The sequence below is a fragment of the Flavobacterium sp. Leaf82 genome (genome assembly GCF_001422725.1).
Taxonomy (GTDB): Bacteria; Bacteroidota; Bacteroidia; order Flavobacteriales; family Flavobacteriaceae; genus Flavobacterium.
Window position 1 is genome coordinate 294963 of sequence record NZ_LMMA01000001.1, and the last position, 16119, is coordinate 311081.

Consider the following 16119-nt stretch of genomic DNA (forward strand, 5'->3'; position numbering starts at 1 on the left):
TTACTTATAGTAATTTTTAGATCATCAGTATTTATAAATTCTTTATTATAACAATCTATTTCAAATACAAATAATGATTGTAGTAATCTATAATCGCCTTACCTTCAAGTAGAACATCAGCTCCAATAATACCGTGAACAGGTTTTGCTTTATACGCTTCAAGAGCTTCATTTACATGTGAAAGATCAAAAATCACCAAACTAAAATCCAAATTTTTCCAGCTTCCTAATTGTAAGAAATTATTAGAAGAAATCTGTGTTTTCATACCACTTCCTCCTGCACCTGAAGCTTTAGTCTTCGATTTTTTTGCATTCAATTCAAAACGTTCAATACTTTCAAAACCCATACAAGAATTAGATGCACCCGTATCTAAAATAAAATTTCCTGAAACACCATTAATTTTGGCTTTTATTAAAAGATGTTGGGTTCTGGTAACTTTGAATTTTATTTTTTTGTATTTCTCTTTTTTGAGAACCTCGTGAAGATTTTCCATTTTCGATAGGGATTGAAAACCAAAAATAAACCAATTACAGTCAATAAACTAATGATGTAATAGATATAATTCACTGATTTTTCTTCAGCCGAAATCGATCCATAATACACAAATGAACTCCAGTAATAAGGAGATTTTTTTGTATTAGGAATTGATTTATCTTGTAAAAAAGCAAGTTTTGCATTCGTATTGGCTTCAAAATACGGAACGTTATTTTTGATGTTTTTATAAAAATCAGCCATAAAAACCGATGTGGTATAATCGTTCACCTTCCATAAAGAGAACAATAAGTTTTGTGCGCCGGCAAACTGAAAACCTCTTGCAACACTCATCGCACCTTCGGCTTTGTAGAGTTTGCCAATTCCGGTTTCACAGGCACTTAAAACTACTAAATCCGGATTAATATTAAGATTATACAATTCAGAATATAAGATTTCCTGATCATAGAATTTAATACTCGCCGGAGTTTCAATATCGCCCGAAGAAGCGTGCGTACTTAAATGTAAAATCGAATATTGGTTTGCATTATTTTTGAAATTAGAAAAACTCGCCTCAGAATTTTCTAAATACTTCCCCTTAAAATTACTTTTGATAGATTCTAATTCTTTCTTCGAATAACTCAACTCAAAAGCAGTTTTTTCGAAAACAGGGAAAACCCCTAAAACTGTTTTTTCTGATTTCGAAACAGGTTTTGAATTCAGATAATTATTAGCCGAATTATTATAAGCAATCCTGAAATCATTTAGCAAATAATGCATTTTAGCAAAATTCGTTGTAGAAGATTTTTGCGTAATTACAGCTTCAAACGGCAGAAAATTCAGAATTCCGTCAGGAACAACGATGAGGTTTTTATAAGTTGTATTTTGAGGTAATTGTAATAAATCATAAACTTTTTTACCATAATAATTATATCCCGAAATATCATTTGTAATAGCTTCAGAAGAACTGAAATAATCAATAAACTTTACAATTTCGAGCATCGCTCTGTGTGCGGTATAAATATGTCTAAGATTGATTCTATTGTTTTGTAGCGTAAAATAAAATAAGTTTTCATTTCCCATAAAATAATAAACCAAAACAGCTTTGTCTTTTTCCAGTTTAGATAACAGCGCTTTTATATCACAATTTTCAGGAATATAATTGGAGCTTTCTGTTTGGATTTTCTTCAGCGAAAGCATTAATTCGTTTTGCTTTTTTATGTCAGAATTAATACTAGAAATATTCGCCAGATCTCCTTTTTGCTGTTCTTTTAGAATATTATTATTTAAAGTTTGAAGTTGATGCAAAAGCTGTTTTTCTTCTGCCGAAGCATTTTTAATATTCGAACGATATCCTTTTAAAATTCCTGATTTTGTTCTTTCAGACAATTGAAAAGCTTCTTCGAGATATTGAATTTTGTTTTCTTTCTTAAATAACGCATCATAAATCAAAAGACACCTTTCGGTACGATTACGAGCTCTGATTTGTGTTAGAATTTTAGAGTTTTCGTAAACCAAAACGTTCATCAATACATCTTCGATATGAAAAGAAAACTGATAAGAGCGAAGTGCTTTTTTATATTGATTTTGATTAAGGAATATTTCGGCTTGTAAATCGAGAACATCTATTAAAACCGTTTCTGCATACAATTGATTTTGATTAGGCAGAATATTTTTTGAATTGTAATTCGGAATCAGGATTTTAAAAATTGCCTGAATCTGTTTGGCACTTTCATCATATTTTCGTTCATCAAAAAATAATAAAGCTTTTTCATAATATAGTTTAGCCAGTTTTCTGGGTTGATGATTCGTTTCTAAAAATAACTTTTCGGCTTTTTCTGAATAAGAAGATGCAATTTCAAAATTTTGCCATTGACGATTTAGAACAGAAAGATTTCGATAAGAATTAGGTAATGTTTCGGATTGTTGCTTTTCATTTTTCAAATATTCCACAGCCAATTCAAATGACTTTTGGGCTTTTTGGTGCGTTTCAGGTCTCATTAAATTTCCTGCGGAACTTAATAAATAACTATTCCCGAGATTATTCAATAAAATTCCTTTTTGAGTATTCGATAATTTTTCTGTTTTCAGAGTACTTTCCAATAATTCAATCGCCAACGAAATTTTACCGGAACTCTGATATACATTCGATAAATTCAAAATCGCGGCAAATTTTTGCTTTTGAGCGTCGGGATAATTTTTGGAAGTATTTACAACAAAAAAATATTGTTTAATCGTGTTTTCGGCGCTGTCATAATCGCCCAAAACCGTATATAAATTGCCTAAAGGTTTCAGGCAATATTCGATAATGTCATAATTGCCCAGTTTCTTTTTCTGGTAGATTTGCCAGGCTTTTTCGTAGCTCGCAATTGCTTTTTCGGTTTGCCCAAATTGGTTTTCATAATACGCTTTATTGCAATTTAAAACCACAATGGCTAATAATTCGTCTTTGGTTTTTTGCTTTGGATTTCTCCAAAAATCAGCTTCAATCTGTTCTAAATTTTCTATGGCTTTCGCCGAAGGATTCGCCACAAAGACATCAACTGCATTGTATATTTTATCTTCCTGATTCTGTCCAAATAGAATCAGTGTTGCAAAAAATAAGATATAGCAATATAGTTTTTTCATGTTAAAGTTTTTTAGCCACGAATTCACGAATTTATTTATATTGATTGAGAAAAATTCGTGAATTCGTGGCTAACTTTTTTATTTAATAATCTTAAAATTTCCAGATTCCGTAAAATTGAAAATAGTTGAAATTCTGTTCAAAATTCATCACATATCTTGCGCCCAAACTCGGTCCAATTCTTGCGAAACCCAAGGTTAAATCGAATAAAAGACCTGTTTTTAAATTAACAAATGAGTTTTTTACTGAACTTGATTCCGTTCTTGTATCCATTAAAAACTGATCTGTTCCGCCTTCAAAAATTTCAATTTTCTTGTTTATATTTTGTTCATCCGAAACATCAAAATTAGCCTGAACTCCGGCGCCAACTCCAATATAATTATTAATATTATATCGAATCAAAACCGGAATTTCCCAGTTTACGCTTTTATTTTCTGTGGTGGTTGTCGTGCGTTGAAATTGTTTTGTGCCATTTGCACCTACAACTGTTTCGTCAATAACCGTTGCGCCACTTTCATACTTATTGATCGCGTTTAACCATTCTGCCTGCCAGTAAAAACGATACGATTTAAAAGGCGAAATCGTTGCGCCCACAAAATAACTCGTCGATTTTTCGAGATCAGGATATACATTATAACCCGCTTTTGCACCAATCGAAATTCCGGGCAGGAATCGGGTAGTGGCATAATTGGTAATTATAGGTTCGTTTTTATCAAAGATAATTGCAGTACGGCTTTTAGTTTTTACTTTATGAAAATCTTCGGCAAACTTCATTGAGTATTTTACAAAACCTTTTGTGCTGTCTTTTTCGTGTACATTTTTTTGCTCGCTTCCGGGTAAATAAATGTTTTTGAACGTAAAGAAAATTTGATTTTTTTTGATAATCGTATCGAGACAACTCACGGTAGGAACCTCATCTTTTGGACAAATGGGACATTTTGGGTACATATCTTCGACCTGAAATGTTTTCTTGTCGAACATATCCGGAATATCAGTTTCAAGTCTGATCATTCGTGCAGCACCTTCGCCATTGTTCTGGAAACGTGTTTTAAAATTCACTCGTTTAAAACGTACCAATCTATAATTCATAAAACTTCCGTTCGATCCCATTTTATTGGGGTCGTGAGAAGTTACGATTTCCATTTCGAGGTTTTTTATTTTGTGGTTTTTATAACTTCTATTGGGTACAAAAATACCGCGCATGGTAACTGTTGCGCTGGTATCTTTAATCATTTCCGGAGTAGTTTTAAACGTATAAAAAACATTACGGGTTTCACCCGGATTCGCATTGTCAAATTCTAAAACCGAAACGTTATGATAGGCTTTATTGGCTTCTAATAAGGAGGCATCAAGATCTTCTTCGGTAGTTGTGTTTCTATATTTTTTGATTTTAAAGTTATTTTCGGCAGAAGCCAAATAACGATTAGAATCCTCAATATCGTTTACCGAAGCAACGGTTTTTTCTTTTACTTCGCGTTCGTTCGCATAAGTCCTAAAATCAATCAATTCGAAATTATTGCTTTTAAATTGTTTCTCATTATAGAATAAATAAAGCTTTCCGCTTGAGACATAATTCTCCAGATTTTGGTAACCTACTACGACTACCATTTCCTGATCCGGAATTGGATCGCAGTTTTTCAGCATCGCAAATCCGTTTTGGTCCGCGATTGAAGCGATGTCTTTATAATTAGTGTCGGTAATATCATTTACGGCGACTTTTTTTGGTCGCGTTGCCGGAGGTTTTCCGTTGTCGTAATTGTTGGTTACAGCCAGTCTTGTAGTATATGTTCCTTTGTTTTTATAGACGTGTTTGGGTTCAGCTTCTTTGCTGTAATGTCCGTCGCCAAGTTCCCATAAATACGAATAACTGGGTTTTGGTGCGCCGGCAATTGGTATTAGTGGCGGCGTTTCAGGCTTGTAGGTAACGGCATTTCCGTTTTGTATAAAAACAATATTTGCTCTACGGGTTATGGTGTCTTTTACTTTGGTTTGTGAGAAAGAGAATATAGATAAAAGAGTAAAGAAAATAGATGATAGTGGTTTCATAACTAGTGTTTTTTAGTCCTGATAGTAGTGGAAATCCTTTTATTTTTTTTCTTTATAAAAATAAAAGATTGCAGCAAATAGCAGGATTAGCTTCTGAAAATCATCAGAATTAATTTGAAAACTGGATTAAATGTAAAAAAAAGTGATGAGCAAATCACCACTTTTTCTTAAAAGTATTTTGTAAGTTACTGAATAGCATTGATTGCCGCTATTAGTTGCGCTTCTGTACCAACTATTGTTTCGGCTAATGTAAAACTGTAAACATCGTTTGCAGCAACCGTTACCGCTTTGATCGCATAACGCCATTGGCCGTTAGATTCTGTTACAAAAATTACATGACATTTTAAACCTATAGGTATTTGCCCGTAATGCTCGCTGAATAATCCTGCGGCGGTATAAGTATCCAGTTTGGCTAATGCATTGTTTCCTTCGCCGTCATATGATAAATAAACTGCGCTATTGTTGTTGTCGTAACCATCCGGAGCATCAGCAAGAATGGTCGTTTTAGGTCTTGGATCGCTGTAAAAACGGTCTACATTTGTCCAGCCAAAGTTGCCAAAAGTCACATAATAATTCGCTCCTTCGCCCTGAACGCCTCCTTTTCCTCCGGTTCCGTCAGCATTGGGTTTGGGTTGTTCCCAGGCTAATTCTCCTTTATCATCGATTACGCCATTCCATAAAGTCATGGCATTATCAACGCCATCTGTTAAAGCTGTTGGTACGATTAAATTCATCGAGCAGGAAGTTTTAAGTTCAATACCGCCTTGAGTCGCTTTTATAAAGAATTCTCCGCCAGAAATTAGCAAGTTTTTCTTTCCGTCAGACATGATTCCCATTGTTGGTTTGTTGGTTACCAACATAGTTCCTTTGTCAAAAAGTTCGATGTACTCGATATCAATTGATCCCGTTACAGGAACTCCGTTTTTAGTCAAACAATCTCCGTTGATGTTTAATTTTACTCCTTTTGCAGATGTTATGGTTTTAAGACCATCTCCCGCCATAATGGTAAATTTTTGTTTATTTGCCGACACTCCTTTCTCGCTAATGCTTTTAAAAGCAGCTCCGCTTGGAGGAAGAATAAGGTTATTATCATCGCCGTCGCTATTGTCGCAACTCATGAAAGTGATAAGGAATAAAAATAAAAGTCCGGTTTTTTTAAAATGTGTGTTCATAATTTCTAGTTTTTATAAATCTGCCCTGATTGTTTTCAAGTGGTTCTCAGATTCTGGTTGTTAATTATATTTCTATATCAATTTGGGTTTGATATTGTTACCCTTATTTTTAATTTTCTTTTGAAAGGCACTTGTCTTCAAATAAATTTCCGTCTTCGTCTACGGCAAGGAGAATGTTTTTTTTCCTCGAAAGTGTAATACTTAAATAAATCCAGACGATTGCCCAAAGTCCCAATGTGAGGCACGTAATAAAAAAGTGCAGGAAATGATTGATTGCTGTTTTTTCTTTGGATAAAACCACATAAGGCAATTTTTCGTTATGTTCTGTGATTATAAAACCGTTTCTGGTTTTGGCAGAAATCATTTGATTAAACTGATCCAGATTTTTTTCGTTTATAAATTGATAGCTTTCCATTTCTCTTAATTTTTTAACTGTTTTAAAAGACATTTGTTTCCATATATCAACTTGATATGTTAATTGTTACCCTATTGTGTGAAATTTATTTACAATTGTTTTTTAAATTAGCTACAAAAAGTTTTTTTATGGGAAAAAGTAAAATTCATCCTGATCAAATGTATATCGAAGGACTTGCTGCAAATGACTCCGCAATCATTCAGACGATCTACAAAAAATTCGTTCCAAAAGTGGTTATGTTCGTCATGAACAATTCAGGAGATAAAGAACACGCTCAGGATGTGGTTCAGGAAATTATGATTTTACTTTTTAATCAGGCAAAAGCCAATACACTACAATTGACTTGCCCGTTTGATGCCTACTTTTTTTTATTGTGTAAAAGAAAATGGCTTAACGAGCTTAAAAAAACATCAAATAAAGGGGTAACAATTAACGAAGATGCGGTATCTATGAATGAATCTGCACTGGAATTGATTACACATACAGAAGAATTTGACGAGAAACAGCAGCTTTTTGATACTATGTTCCTAAAATTGGGAGATAAATGTCAGGAATTACTAAAACTGAGTTTCACAACTAAAACAATGGAAGAAGTAGCAGAGAAACTAAACGTTACTTACGGTTATGTTCGTAAAAAGAAATCGATATGTGTAGGACAATTGACGCAGTGGATTCAGGAAGCAAAAAAATTTAAATCGCTAAAAAATAATTAGTCATGAACGAAGAACGCTATATATTATTCGATCAATATCTTGAAGGAGAAATGACTGTTGAAGAAAAAAATAGTTTCGAAAAACAATTGTCTGAAGATCCCAAATTGTCTTCAGAATTTGAAACTTTCAAAGAAGTACAGTTGCGCCTGAAAGACAAATTTGAGTTTGAAGAAGAAAGAGAAGCGTTTAAAGCAAACCTGACCACAATCTCAGACAAACATTTTAATACCAATAAACCTAAAGTTGTTGTAATGCGACCTTGGTTTTATGCGGCGGCGGCATCGATAATTGTTTTGTTTGGATTGTTCTTTTTTGATTATAATAATCCAACTTTTGAAGATTATGATAATCCGGAACCCGCTTCGTTTGTAGAAAGAGGCGATACAAATGCAAATTTAAAAGAAGCACAAACTGCATTTAATGATGGAAAATACAAAGTAGCAATTCCTTTATTTGAGGAAATTCTAAAAGAAAATAAAACACCCGAAATTCAATATTTTTATGGAATTGCCTTATTAGAAGAAAACAAATATCCTAAAGCCGAAAGTGTTTTTAATGAATTGAGATCAGGAACATCTGCTTATAAAGAAAAAGCAACATGGAATCTTGCCTTGTCTAAACTGAAACAAAAGAAATACAAAGCATGCAAAGAAATCCTTGAGACCATTTCGCAGGATTATGAAAACTATGATGACGTCGAGAAGCTTCTGGATGAATTGAATTAAAGTAGAATTTTATAAAATATGTAAACCTTTGTCAAAGTTTAAAATTTTGACAAAGGTTTTTGATTTTGAATTACTTTGCGGGACTTCGACTTCGCTCAGTCTGACAAACGTTGTAAATAAAAAAATCAGTTTAAATCTGCGTTTTTACGAAGTAAATCCGTGTCATCCGCGTGCCATAACATTCAAATTGGGAAAGTTTTTAATATTGTCGTAATTTTGATCCTTTAAAAATTGTAACATTGAATTCAACACCCATAATTACCGATACACATACACACCTATATTCTGAAGAATTTGATCAGGATCGCGACGAGATGATGCAAAGAGCCATAAATGCCGGGGTAACACGTTTTTTTATTCCTGCTATCGATGCCGCTGCAACAAAATCTATGTACGATTTAGAGCAAAATTATCCGGATTATGTATTCCTGATGATGGGTTTGCATCCCACTTACGTGAAAGATAATTACGAAGACGAGTTAAGACATGTAGAAACTGAACTGGCAAAGAGAAAGTTTTATGCCGTTGGCGAAATTGGGATCGATTTGTATTGGGACAAAACACATTTAAAAGAACAGCAAATCGCTTTTAAGAGACAAATTCAGTTAGCAAAACAATATAAATTGCCAATTGTAATTCATTGCAGAGAAGCTTTTGATGAAATTTTTGAAGTTCTCGAAGAAGAGAAATCCGATGATTTATTTGGTATTTTTCATTGTTTCTCCGGAACGCATGAACAAGCACTTCAGGCGATATCTTACAATATGAAGTTGGGAATTGGAGGAGTAGTTACGTTTAAAAACGGAAAAATCGATCAGTTTTTAAATCAAATCGATTTAGAACATATTGTTTTAGAGACAGATTCTCCGTATTTAGCGCCAATTCCGTACCGCGGAAAACGTAATGAAAGCAGCTATTTGGTAAATGTTATTAGCAAATTAGCCGATATATATGATGTTTCTGAAGAAGAAATAGCAAATAGAACAACTCAGAATTCTAAAGACGTTTTTGGGATTTAACCCGTACCTTACAATACTTTGATTTTTTTTTTGTTCTTTTGCCCACTAAAATAGATATTAATAATGCAGAAATTTGATGCCATTCGACCTTTTTATGATTCCGAAATAAATGAAGCACTTCATGGTGTTGTCAATCATCCGATGATGAAAGCCATGATGAATTTTACTTTTCCAGAATTAGAAGATCAAGTTTGGAAAGATCAATTGAAAAAAACACATTCGATTCGTGATTTTCAATGTAACTTCATTTACAATACTATTCAAAAAGTTCTTGAAAAAAGTTCTGAAGGACTTACAACTTCAGGATTTGAGAAACTGGAAAAAAATACTTCTTATTTATTTGTTTCTAATCACAGAGACATTCTTTTAGATACAACCTTATTAAATGTTTGCCTTTTTGAGCATGGTTTAGTCATGACCGCATCTGCGATTGGAGACAATTTGGTAAAAAAAGCATTCTTAAGCACATTGGCAAAACTTAACAGAAACTTTTTGGTTTTGAGAGGTTTAACGCCAAGAGAAATGTTGCAGAGTTCTAAATTGTTAGCAGAATATATGGGACAATTATTGCTTCGCGAAAATCGTTCGGTTTGGATTGCGCAAAGAGAAGGACGTACAAAAGACGGAAATGACGAAACCAATCCCGGCGTTTTAAAAATGATCGGAATGGGTTCTGACGAAGCTAATTTGATGGATTATTTCAAAAAATTAAAGATTGTTCCCGTTTCTATTTCATACGAATACGATCCTACAGATGTTTTGAAAATGCCGCAATTAATGGCAGAAGCAAATAACGAAGTTTACATTAAAGAAAAAAACGAAGATTTCATGACCATCTTAAGTGGTATCATGGGAACTAAAAAAAGAATACACATTTCTGTTGGAGATGTTCTAGATACTGAAATTGATCAGATTGTGGCTGAAAATGACAACGCAAACAAACAAATTCAGGCTTTGGCACAAGTTATCGATGATTCGGTTTTAAAGAATTATCAGTTATGGCCAACTAATTTTATAGCTTACGACATTTTAAACGAAACAGATAAATTCTCTCATTTATATAAAGAGAGTGAAAAATCACTTTTTGAGCGTCGTTTAGAAATGCGTATTGGCAGCGATAATCCAGTTACAAGACAAGGATTTTTAGCGATGTATGCAAATCCTGTCGTAAATAAATTAAAATATCAGGATGTCATCTAAAGCTAAAATATTGCTAATTTATACCGGAGGAACTATCGGTATGAGCAAAGATTTTGAGACTGGAGCGCTTAAAGCATTCAACTTTGGAAAATTATTGCAAAAAATTCCTGAAATCAAACAATTAGATTGTGAGATTGAAACCGTTTCTTTCGAAAATCCGATAGATTCATCGAACATGAATCCTGAAATGTGGACGAAAATTGCCGAAATCATCGAGGAAAATTATATTGCTTATGATGGTTTTGTAGTATTGCATGGTTCAGATACAATGTCATATTCAGCTTCGGCATTGAGTTTTATGCTAGAGAATTTGGCAAAACCAGTTGTGTTTACAGGTTCTCAATTGCCAATTGGAGATCTTCGTACAGATGCAAAAGAAAACCTGATTACAGCAATTCAGATTGCTTCTCTGCAGGAAAACGGAAAACCGGTAATCAATGAAGTTTGCTTGTATTTTGAATATAAATTATACAGAGGAAACAGAACATCAAAAGTAAATGCAGAACATTTTAAAGCTTTTACAGCGCCCAATTATCCTGAATTGGTAGAATCCGGTGTTCATTTAAAATTAAACTCACATTTATTTCTTCCCGTAAAAGAAAACGCTAATTTGATTGTCCATAAAAACTTAGACAATCATGTTGCCATTATAAAAATGTTTCCCGGAATGAGCGAAGTTGTTTTGGCTTCGATTCTTGCCATTAAAGATCTTAAAGGAATTGTTCTGGAAACTTACGGTTCCGGAAATGCACCAACCGAAGAATGGTTTTTGAATTTGATTCAGAAAGCGATTCAGTCCGGTTTACATATCGTAAACGTTACACAATGTTCCGGCGGAAGCGTAAATATGGGACAATATGAAACCAGTACAGCCTTAAAATCACTTGGTGTTATCTCCGGAAAAGACATTACTACAGAAGCTGCCATTACAAAACTAATGTATTTGTTGGGCGCTAATATTCCGCAATCTGAATTTAAAACTATTTTTGAAACTGCTTTGCGCGGGGAAATTTCGTTGTAGTTTTTCACTGCATTTTTTCACCATATAAGTGTTTTTTCTTTACCATATAAGTGATATAAGTTCATTTTAGTTTAAGTCAAAAAAATGAATTGATCCAGTTTTGTCATTTCGACGTAAGGAGGAATCACACTAGAAACTAGACAACGTTTACACAACGAAAACCCGACAGGTTTTTAAAACCTGTCGGGTTTAGCGTTCAACTTTCATTTAGATTTCTATGATAAAACTGAACTTTTTTTCAGGAGCTATTTCCCGCTATCCGTTCCAATCTTTTGTAGCTCCCAAAGCCTCGGGACCGCCACAAAAGGATTTCCACTTCTATCGGGGCTAGGGCAATCGTTTTTATAATAATATTTTAGTCAATTTTGTCATTTCGAGGCACGAGAAATCCTCGCAAGAAATTCCGTTTCTAATATTTCAATCTTTGTCGAGTTTCTTACGAGGATTTCTCGTGCCTCGAAATGACAAGATCATGGATCGATAATTGGAATTTGGAATTTAAAAAAATGGAATCTATTAATTTTTATACGGAACTTGACAAGTTTCCAAATCTTCTTCTGCAGCACTACGATTTTTATAATATACATACACAATTACAGAAAGAATACAAATAATTCCCTGAACCGCAACAGTATTTCTTGTTCCTATAATGTGAGAAACATAACCTATAATTAAACTTCCAACAGGAATCATTCCCTGATACGCCATTAAATAATAACTAATACTTCTGGAACGCATATTTACAGTACTTTGTGTCTGAATATAGATATTTATAGAAGAGGTTTGAGCCATCATTCCTACGCCACTCAAAGCCATACATATAAGCGCAACAGTTAAACTATTTGAATAGGCAAGGATAATAATGCTAAAACCCAATAACAAACTCGCAGCGATCATTATTTTACCCATATTATTAGATCGTTTAAGATTGGCGAGATAAATAGCCGATACAATAGAACCAATTCCGGCAGCACTTTCGAACCAACTGAAAGTCTGAGCATTTCCGTTAAAAATATCTTTAGCAAAAACGGGCATCAAAGTATTAAAAGAAATTACAAATAAACTGCTGCACATTAACATTAAGAGCATTTTTGCCATTTCGGTTTCTTTTTTAACGTAGTCAAAACCTTCAATAAAATCGTTCAGCATTTTCATTTTATCAGTTGCTTTAATATGCGGAGTGATTTTCATCATAAGCAAAGAAATCAAAACAGGAATATAGCTCAGGAAATTTCCAATAAAACAAATGTCTTCACCGTAATTGTGCAAAATAATTCCGGCTAAAGCTGGACCGGCAATTCGGGCAAAATTATTTAAAGTTGAGTTTAGCGCCACTGCATTTGGCAAATCTTCTTTATTATCTACAATTTCGATCATCATAGTTTGTCTGCAAGTCATATCAAACGAATTGATAATTCCCTGAATTAAACTCAGCGCCATAATAAAGTTGATATTGTATATTTTTAGATAAATCAATAAAGCCAAAGCTCCTGCCTGAAGCATTGCCAAAGACTGTAATACAATCATGGCGCGATGTCTGTCGTAACGACCAATAATACTTCCGGCTAACGGCGCGAGGAATAATGACGGAATCATACTTAAAAATGTAGCGAGTCCTAACAAGAAAACCGAACCCGTAACGCTATAAACCATCCAACTTACGGCAGTTTTTTGAAGCCAGGTTCCTATTACCGAAACAGATTGTCCGTAGAAGAACAACTTGAAGTTTTTTGATTTTAGCGCTTTAAACATGATGTCTGATTTTTGTTTTACAAAGTTCGGGATTATGATTTCATTAGAAAAATTAATAATTTTACTGATAATAAGTATTAAAACTTATCGATATGGAGATTTATCAATTAGAATATTTTATAAAAACGGCTGAGGTTCTTCATTTTACAAAAGCCGCCGAATTGTGTTTTGTAACGCAATCCGGATTGTCACAACAAATAAAAAAACTCGAAGAAGAGCTGGGAATGCCTTTGTTTATAAGGATTGGTAAAAAAGTTCAGCTTACTGAGGCCGGATCTGTTTTCCTGATTCATGCCAAACAAGTAATAGAAAATGTACAAAGCGGGAAACAGGCAATTGATGATTTGAATGAAATGATTGGCGGCGAATTACGAATTGGAGTTACTTATATTTTTGGACTTTTGGTTCTGCCAATCGTCAATTTGTTTGCAAAAACATATCCTAATTTAAAAATCGTTGTAGAATATGGCTCAACAGAACCTCTGGAAAATAAATTACTAAACAACGAATTAGATCTTGTCTTGGTAATTTCGTCTAAAGAGATAAAGCAGACTATCCAGAAAATACCATTATTTACTTCGAATCTTGTTATGGCAGTTGCAAAAACGCATCCGTTAGCTGTTTTAGATAAAATTTCGTTTAGAAAAATAGGAGATTATCCGCTTATTTTACCGGTAAGAGGATTTAGTTCGAGAGAATTCCTCGATGAATTGTTTTTAAAAAATAATATGAAGCCCAAAGTTTCGATAGAATTAAATGCCGTTCATGCACTTTTGCAATTGGTAGAAGAGAGCGAATGGGTTACAATTGTAACCGAGAAAGCCCTAAAAGGCTGGGATAATCTAAAAGCAATCGCCATTACAGGAGTTCCAACACAAAGAGAATCATTCATGTTAACGATCGAAGGAGCGTATCAAAAAAAGGCAGTAAAGCTGTTTATGGAAGAATTTAGAAAAAGTATGTAAACTAATGTTGGATTTTGTTTTTCTAACTCAGATTTTTTTGTGTTCTTTGCAGACCAATTTAGAGAGGTGTCCGAGTGGTTGAAGGAGCTAGCCTGGAAAGCTAGTATATGGGTAACTGTATCGTGGGTTCGAATCCCATCCTCTCTGCAAAATAAAAAACCGCAATTTCGTTTCAATGAAGTTGCGGTTTTTTGCTTTTATATAAATTAAAAAGAATCTATTTCCCTTTTAATAATTTCTCTAAATATTCGTTTTTATCCTTTTCAGCCTGAACTAAACGCTCATAAAGTTCAACAACTTTGTCTAAAGGATTAAATGTACAATCATTATAATGNATTCAGGCCATTGGTGTTTGTGCCGATGTGTCGATTGCTGAAGATGTAAATTTCTCTAAATATTCGTTTTTATCCTTTTCAGCCTGAACTAAACGCTCATAAAGTTCAACAACTTTGTCTAAAGGATTAAATGTACAATCATTATAATGTTTGTTAAAAGCTCCATGATCGTAAATGTTATTAAAATAATTGATTACAGCTTCTTCCTGCAAGTGTTAGTGTTAAAGAATACATTTTGATTTAGCAATAATAAGAAATACGTTTTTAGTTAAAATAGATTTTAGACGAAGAGGTATTTCTATTTATTTCATTTCCATTCTTGTATAGGCTATGGCTTTTCGATTACAAATATTAAACAAAAAAACAAAGGTTTTAACTTTTGCAGAGGGCTTCTTAATAATCTCTTAGGGTTTTAATAGTTTTACAAAGGTTTTGCAATGAAAATATTTAATCAAAAAATAGAGTTTGTTAAATCATTATTTTTGAAGACATATACTATAATTTTACCGTCTAATAAATAAAAAACCAAAATTATATCACACTAAATTTTATCACATGAAAACATAGTAATTAATTAAGTATATATTTGTGTACCTAATATATTTTTTATGATACATAAAATAGTTTTTTTTAACCACAAAGGAGGTGTTAGTAAGACGACAACTACTTATAATTTAGGATGGAAACTTGCAACTCAAGGCCATAAAGTTTTATTAGTTGATGCTGATCCTCAATGTAATTTAACTTCATTAATATTAAATGATGATTTTGAGCAATACTATAGTGAAGACGCGACGAGATTTCAAAATATTATGGATGGTGTAAAGGTTGCATTTGAGGCTAAACCTCAAGAAATAAAAGCAATTGAGTGCCCTGTTGATAAAAGGAATGATCATTTATTTTTGTTACCTGGGCACGCTAATCTTTCAGAATATGATGCAGCATTGAGTTTTGCACAAACATCTAATAATGCAATTGCGACTCTTCAAAATTTACCGGGTGCTTTTAATGATTTAATATTAAAAACAGCAATAAAATACGAAATTAAATATGTCCTAATAGACTTAAATCCCGGTTTAAGTGCAATAAATCAAAATTTATTTGTATTATCAGATTATTTTATTATACCAACTAATCCGGATCCTTTTTCAATTATGGCACTCAATACGCTTGTTTCAGTATTGCCACGATGGGTTGACTGGGTTGAAAGAATGAGACCTTCTTTCGCAGATGCAGCTTATCCGCTACCTGAAACAACTCCCAAATTGATAGGAACATTAATTCAGCGCTTTAACGTAAGAAAAGGTAGAGCTGCAAAACCATATCGTGAAAATATTGAAGAGATAAAATTAGTAGTGCAAGAAAAATTGATTCCTGCATTGGTAACTAAAAACATGATGTTCCCTATTGAAGTTTATCAAAGCGCAGGTATTGAGGCAAGTTTATGTCTTTCTGAAATTCCAGATTTTCAAGGGCTATTACCTAAAGCTAGTGATGCAGGTGTTCCAGTCTTTGCATTGCGAGATGACGAGATTGGGGAGGTTGGTAGTGTTTTGACAGGACTATTAGAAAAACGAGCTATATTTGATGCATTATTTGAAGATATATCCAAAAAAGTAACAATTATTTGTGATTATGCAGAGAGCGTTTGATCAATTT

The 16119-nt window shown here is 33.4% G+C and carries 14 protein-coding genes, 1 tRNA gene and 1 pseudogene; 8 read left to right on the forward strand and 8 right to left on the reverse strand.

Going from position 1 to position 16119, the window contains the following annotated elements; translation table 11 throughout:
• Positions 1-55 precede the first annotated feature (55 nt).
• From ASF10_RS01210 to ASF10_RS01230, 5 genes are all read right to left on the reverse strand, one after another.
• Positions 56-493 carry a retropepsin-like aspartic protease gene (locus ASF10_RS01210; RefSeq protein ID WP_056244292.1) on the reverse strand — a complete coding sequence of 146 codons (438 nt, stop codon included), beginning with the start codon at positions 491-493 and terminating at the stop codon, positions 56-58.
• Positions 445-3099: a CHAT domain-containing protein gene (locus ASF10_RS01215; protein ID WP_056244295.1), complete on the reverse strand. Its 2655-nt coding sequence runs from the start codon at positions 3097-3099 to the stop codon at positions 445-447. Before ASF10_RS01215 ends, ASF10_RS01210 begins: the two co-directional genes overlap by 49 nt.
• 91 nt (positions 3100-3190) lie before the next feature.
• Entirely contained in the window at positions 3191-5143 is a 1953-nt protein-coding gene (locus ASF10_RS01220) for a PKD domain-containing protein (protein WP_056244299.1), read from the reverse strand.
• Between the two features lie 185 nt (positions 5144-5328).
• Entirely contained in the window at positions 5329-6315 is a 987-nt protein-coding gene (locus ASF10_RS01225; protein ID WP_056244302.1) for a hypothetical protein, read from the reverse strand.
• 109 nt (positions 6316-6424) lie between these two features.
• Positions 6425-6730 (reverse strand): hypothetical protein, encoded by a 306-nt coding sequence (locus ASF10_RS01230; protein WP_056245533.1) that lies wholly within the window; start codon positions 6728-6730, stop codon positions 6425-6427.
• A gap of 128 nt (positions 6731-6858) precedes the next feature.
• Between ASF10_RS01230 and ASF10_RS01235 the strand changes: the two genes are divergently transcribed.
• From ASF10_RS01235 to ASF10_RS01255, 5 genes are all read left to right on the forward strand, one after another.
• Positions 6859-7443, forward strand: coding sequence for an RNA polymerase sigma factor (locus ASF10_RS01235; RefSeq protein WP_056245535.1), 585 nt, complete (start codon positions 6859-6861; stop codon positions 7441-7443).
• Positions 7444-7445: 2 nt separating this feature from the next.
• Positions 7446-8168 carry a tetratricopeptide repeat protein gene (locus tag ASF10_RS01240; protein WP_056244306.1) on the forward strand — a complete coding sequence of 241 codons (723 nt, stop codon included), beginning with the start codon at positions 7446-7448 and terminating at the stop codon, positions 8166-8168.
• A gap of 239 nt (positions 8169-8407) precedes the next feature.
• Complete coding sequence (locus tag ASF10_RS01245) at positions 8408-9187, forward strand: TatD family hydrolase (protein ID WP_056244309.1); 780 nt, start codon at positions 8408-8410, stop codon at positions 9185-9187.
• A gap of 63 nt (positions 9188-9250) precedes the next feature.
• Positions 9251-10387, forward strand: a complete 1137-nt coding sequence (locus ASF10_RS01250) for a 1-acyl-sn-glycerol-3-phosphate acyltransferase (RefSeq protein ID WP_056244312.1) — start codon at positions 9251-9253, stop codon at positions 10385-10387.
• The gene (locus ASF10_RS01255; protein ID WP_056244315.1) at positions 10377-11408 is read left to right on the forward strand and encodes an asparaginase; all 1032 of its coding nucleotides are present in this window, start codon (positions 10377-10379) and stop codon (positions 11406-11408) included. Before ASF10_RS01250 ends, ASF10_RS01255 begins: the two co-directional genes overlap by 11 nt.
• A 516-nt stretch (positions 11409-11924) precedes the next feature.
• On the opposite strand, the gene ASF10_RS01260 is transcribed toward ASF10_RS01255, so the two are convergent.
• Positions 11925-13160 carry an MFS transporter gene (locus ASF10_RS01260; RefSeq protein WP_056244318.1) on the reverse strand — a complete coding sequence of 412 codons (1236 nt, stop codon included), beginning with the start codon at positions 13158-13160 and terminating at the stop codon, positions 11925-11927.
• A 92-nt stretch (positions 13161-13252) separates the two neighbouring features.
• On the opposite strand from ASF10_RS01260, the gene ASF10_RS01265 reads away from it, so the two are divergent.
• Complete coding sequence (locus ASF10_RS01265; RefSeq protein ID WP_056244321.1) at positions 13253-14125, forward strand: LysR substrate-binding domain-containing protein; 873 nt, start codon at positions 13253-13255, stop codon at positions 14123-14125.
• A 60-nt stretch (positions 14126-14185) separates the two neighbouring features.
• A tRNA-Ser gene (locus tag ASF10_RS01270) sits at positions 14186-14272 on the forward strand.
• 70 nt (positions 14273-14342) lie between these two features.
• On the opposite strand, the pseudogene ASF10_RS24655 reads toward ASF10_RS01270, so the two are convergent.
• Positions 14343-14459, reverse strand: a pseudogene (locus tag ASF10_RS24655) (transcriptional regulator); the annotation flags it as partial.
• Between the two features lie 3 nt (positions 14460-14462).
• On the reverse strand, positions 14463-14672 hold the full coding sequence (locus ASF10_RS01275; RefSeq protein ID WP_410503536.1) for a hypothetical protein: 210 nt from the start codon (positions 14670-14672) through the stop codon (positions 14463-14465).
• 396 nt (positions 14673-15068) lie between these two features.
• Between ASF10_RS01275 and ASF10_RS01280 the strand changes: the two genes are divergently transcribed.
• Positions 15069-16112 (forward strand): ParA family protein, encoded by a 1044-nt coding sequence (locus tag ASF10_RS01280; RefSeq protein WP_056244324.1) that lies wholly within the window; start codon positions 15069-15071, stop codon positions 16110-16112.
• The last annotated feature ends 7 nt before the right edge of the window (positions 16113-16119 follow it).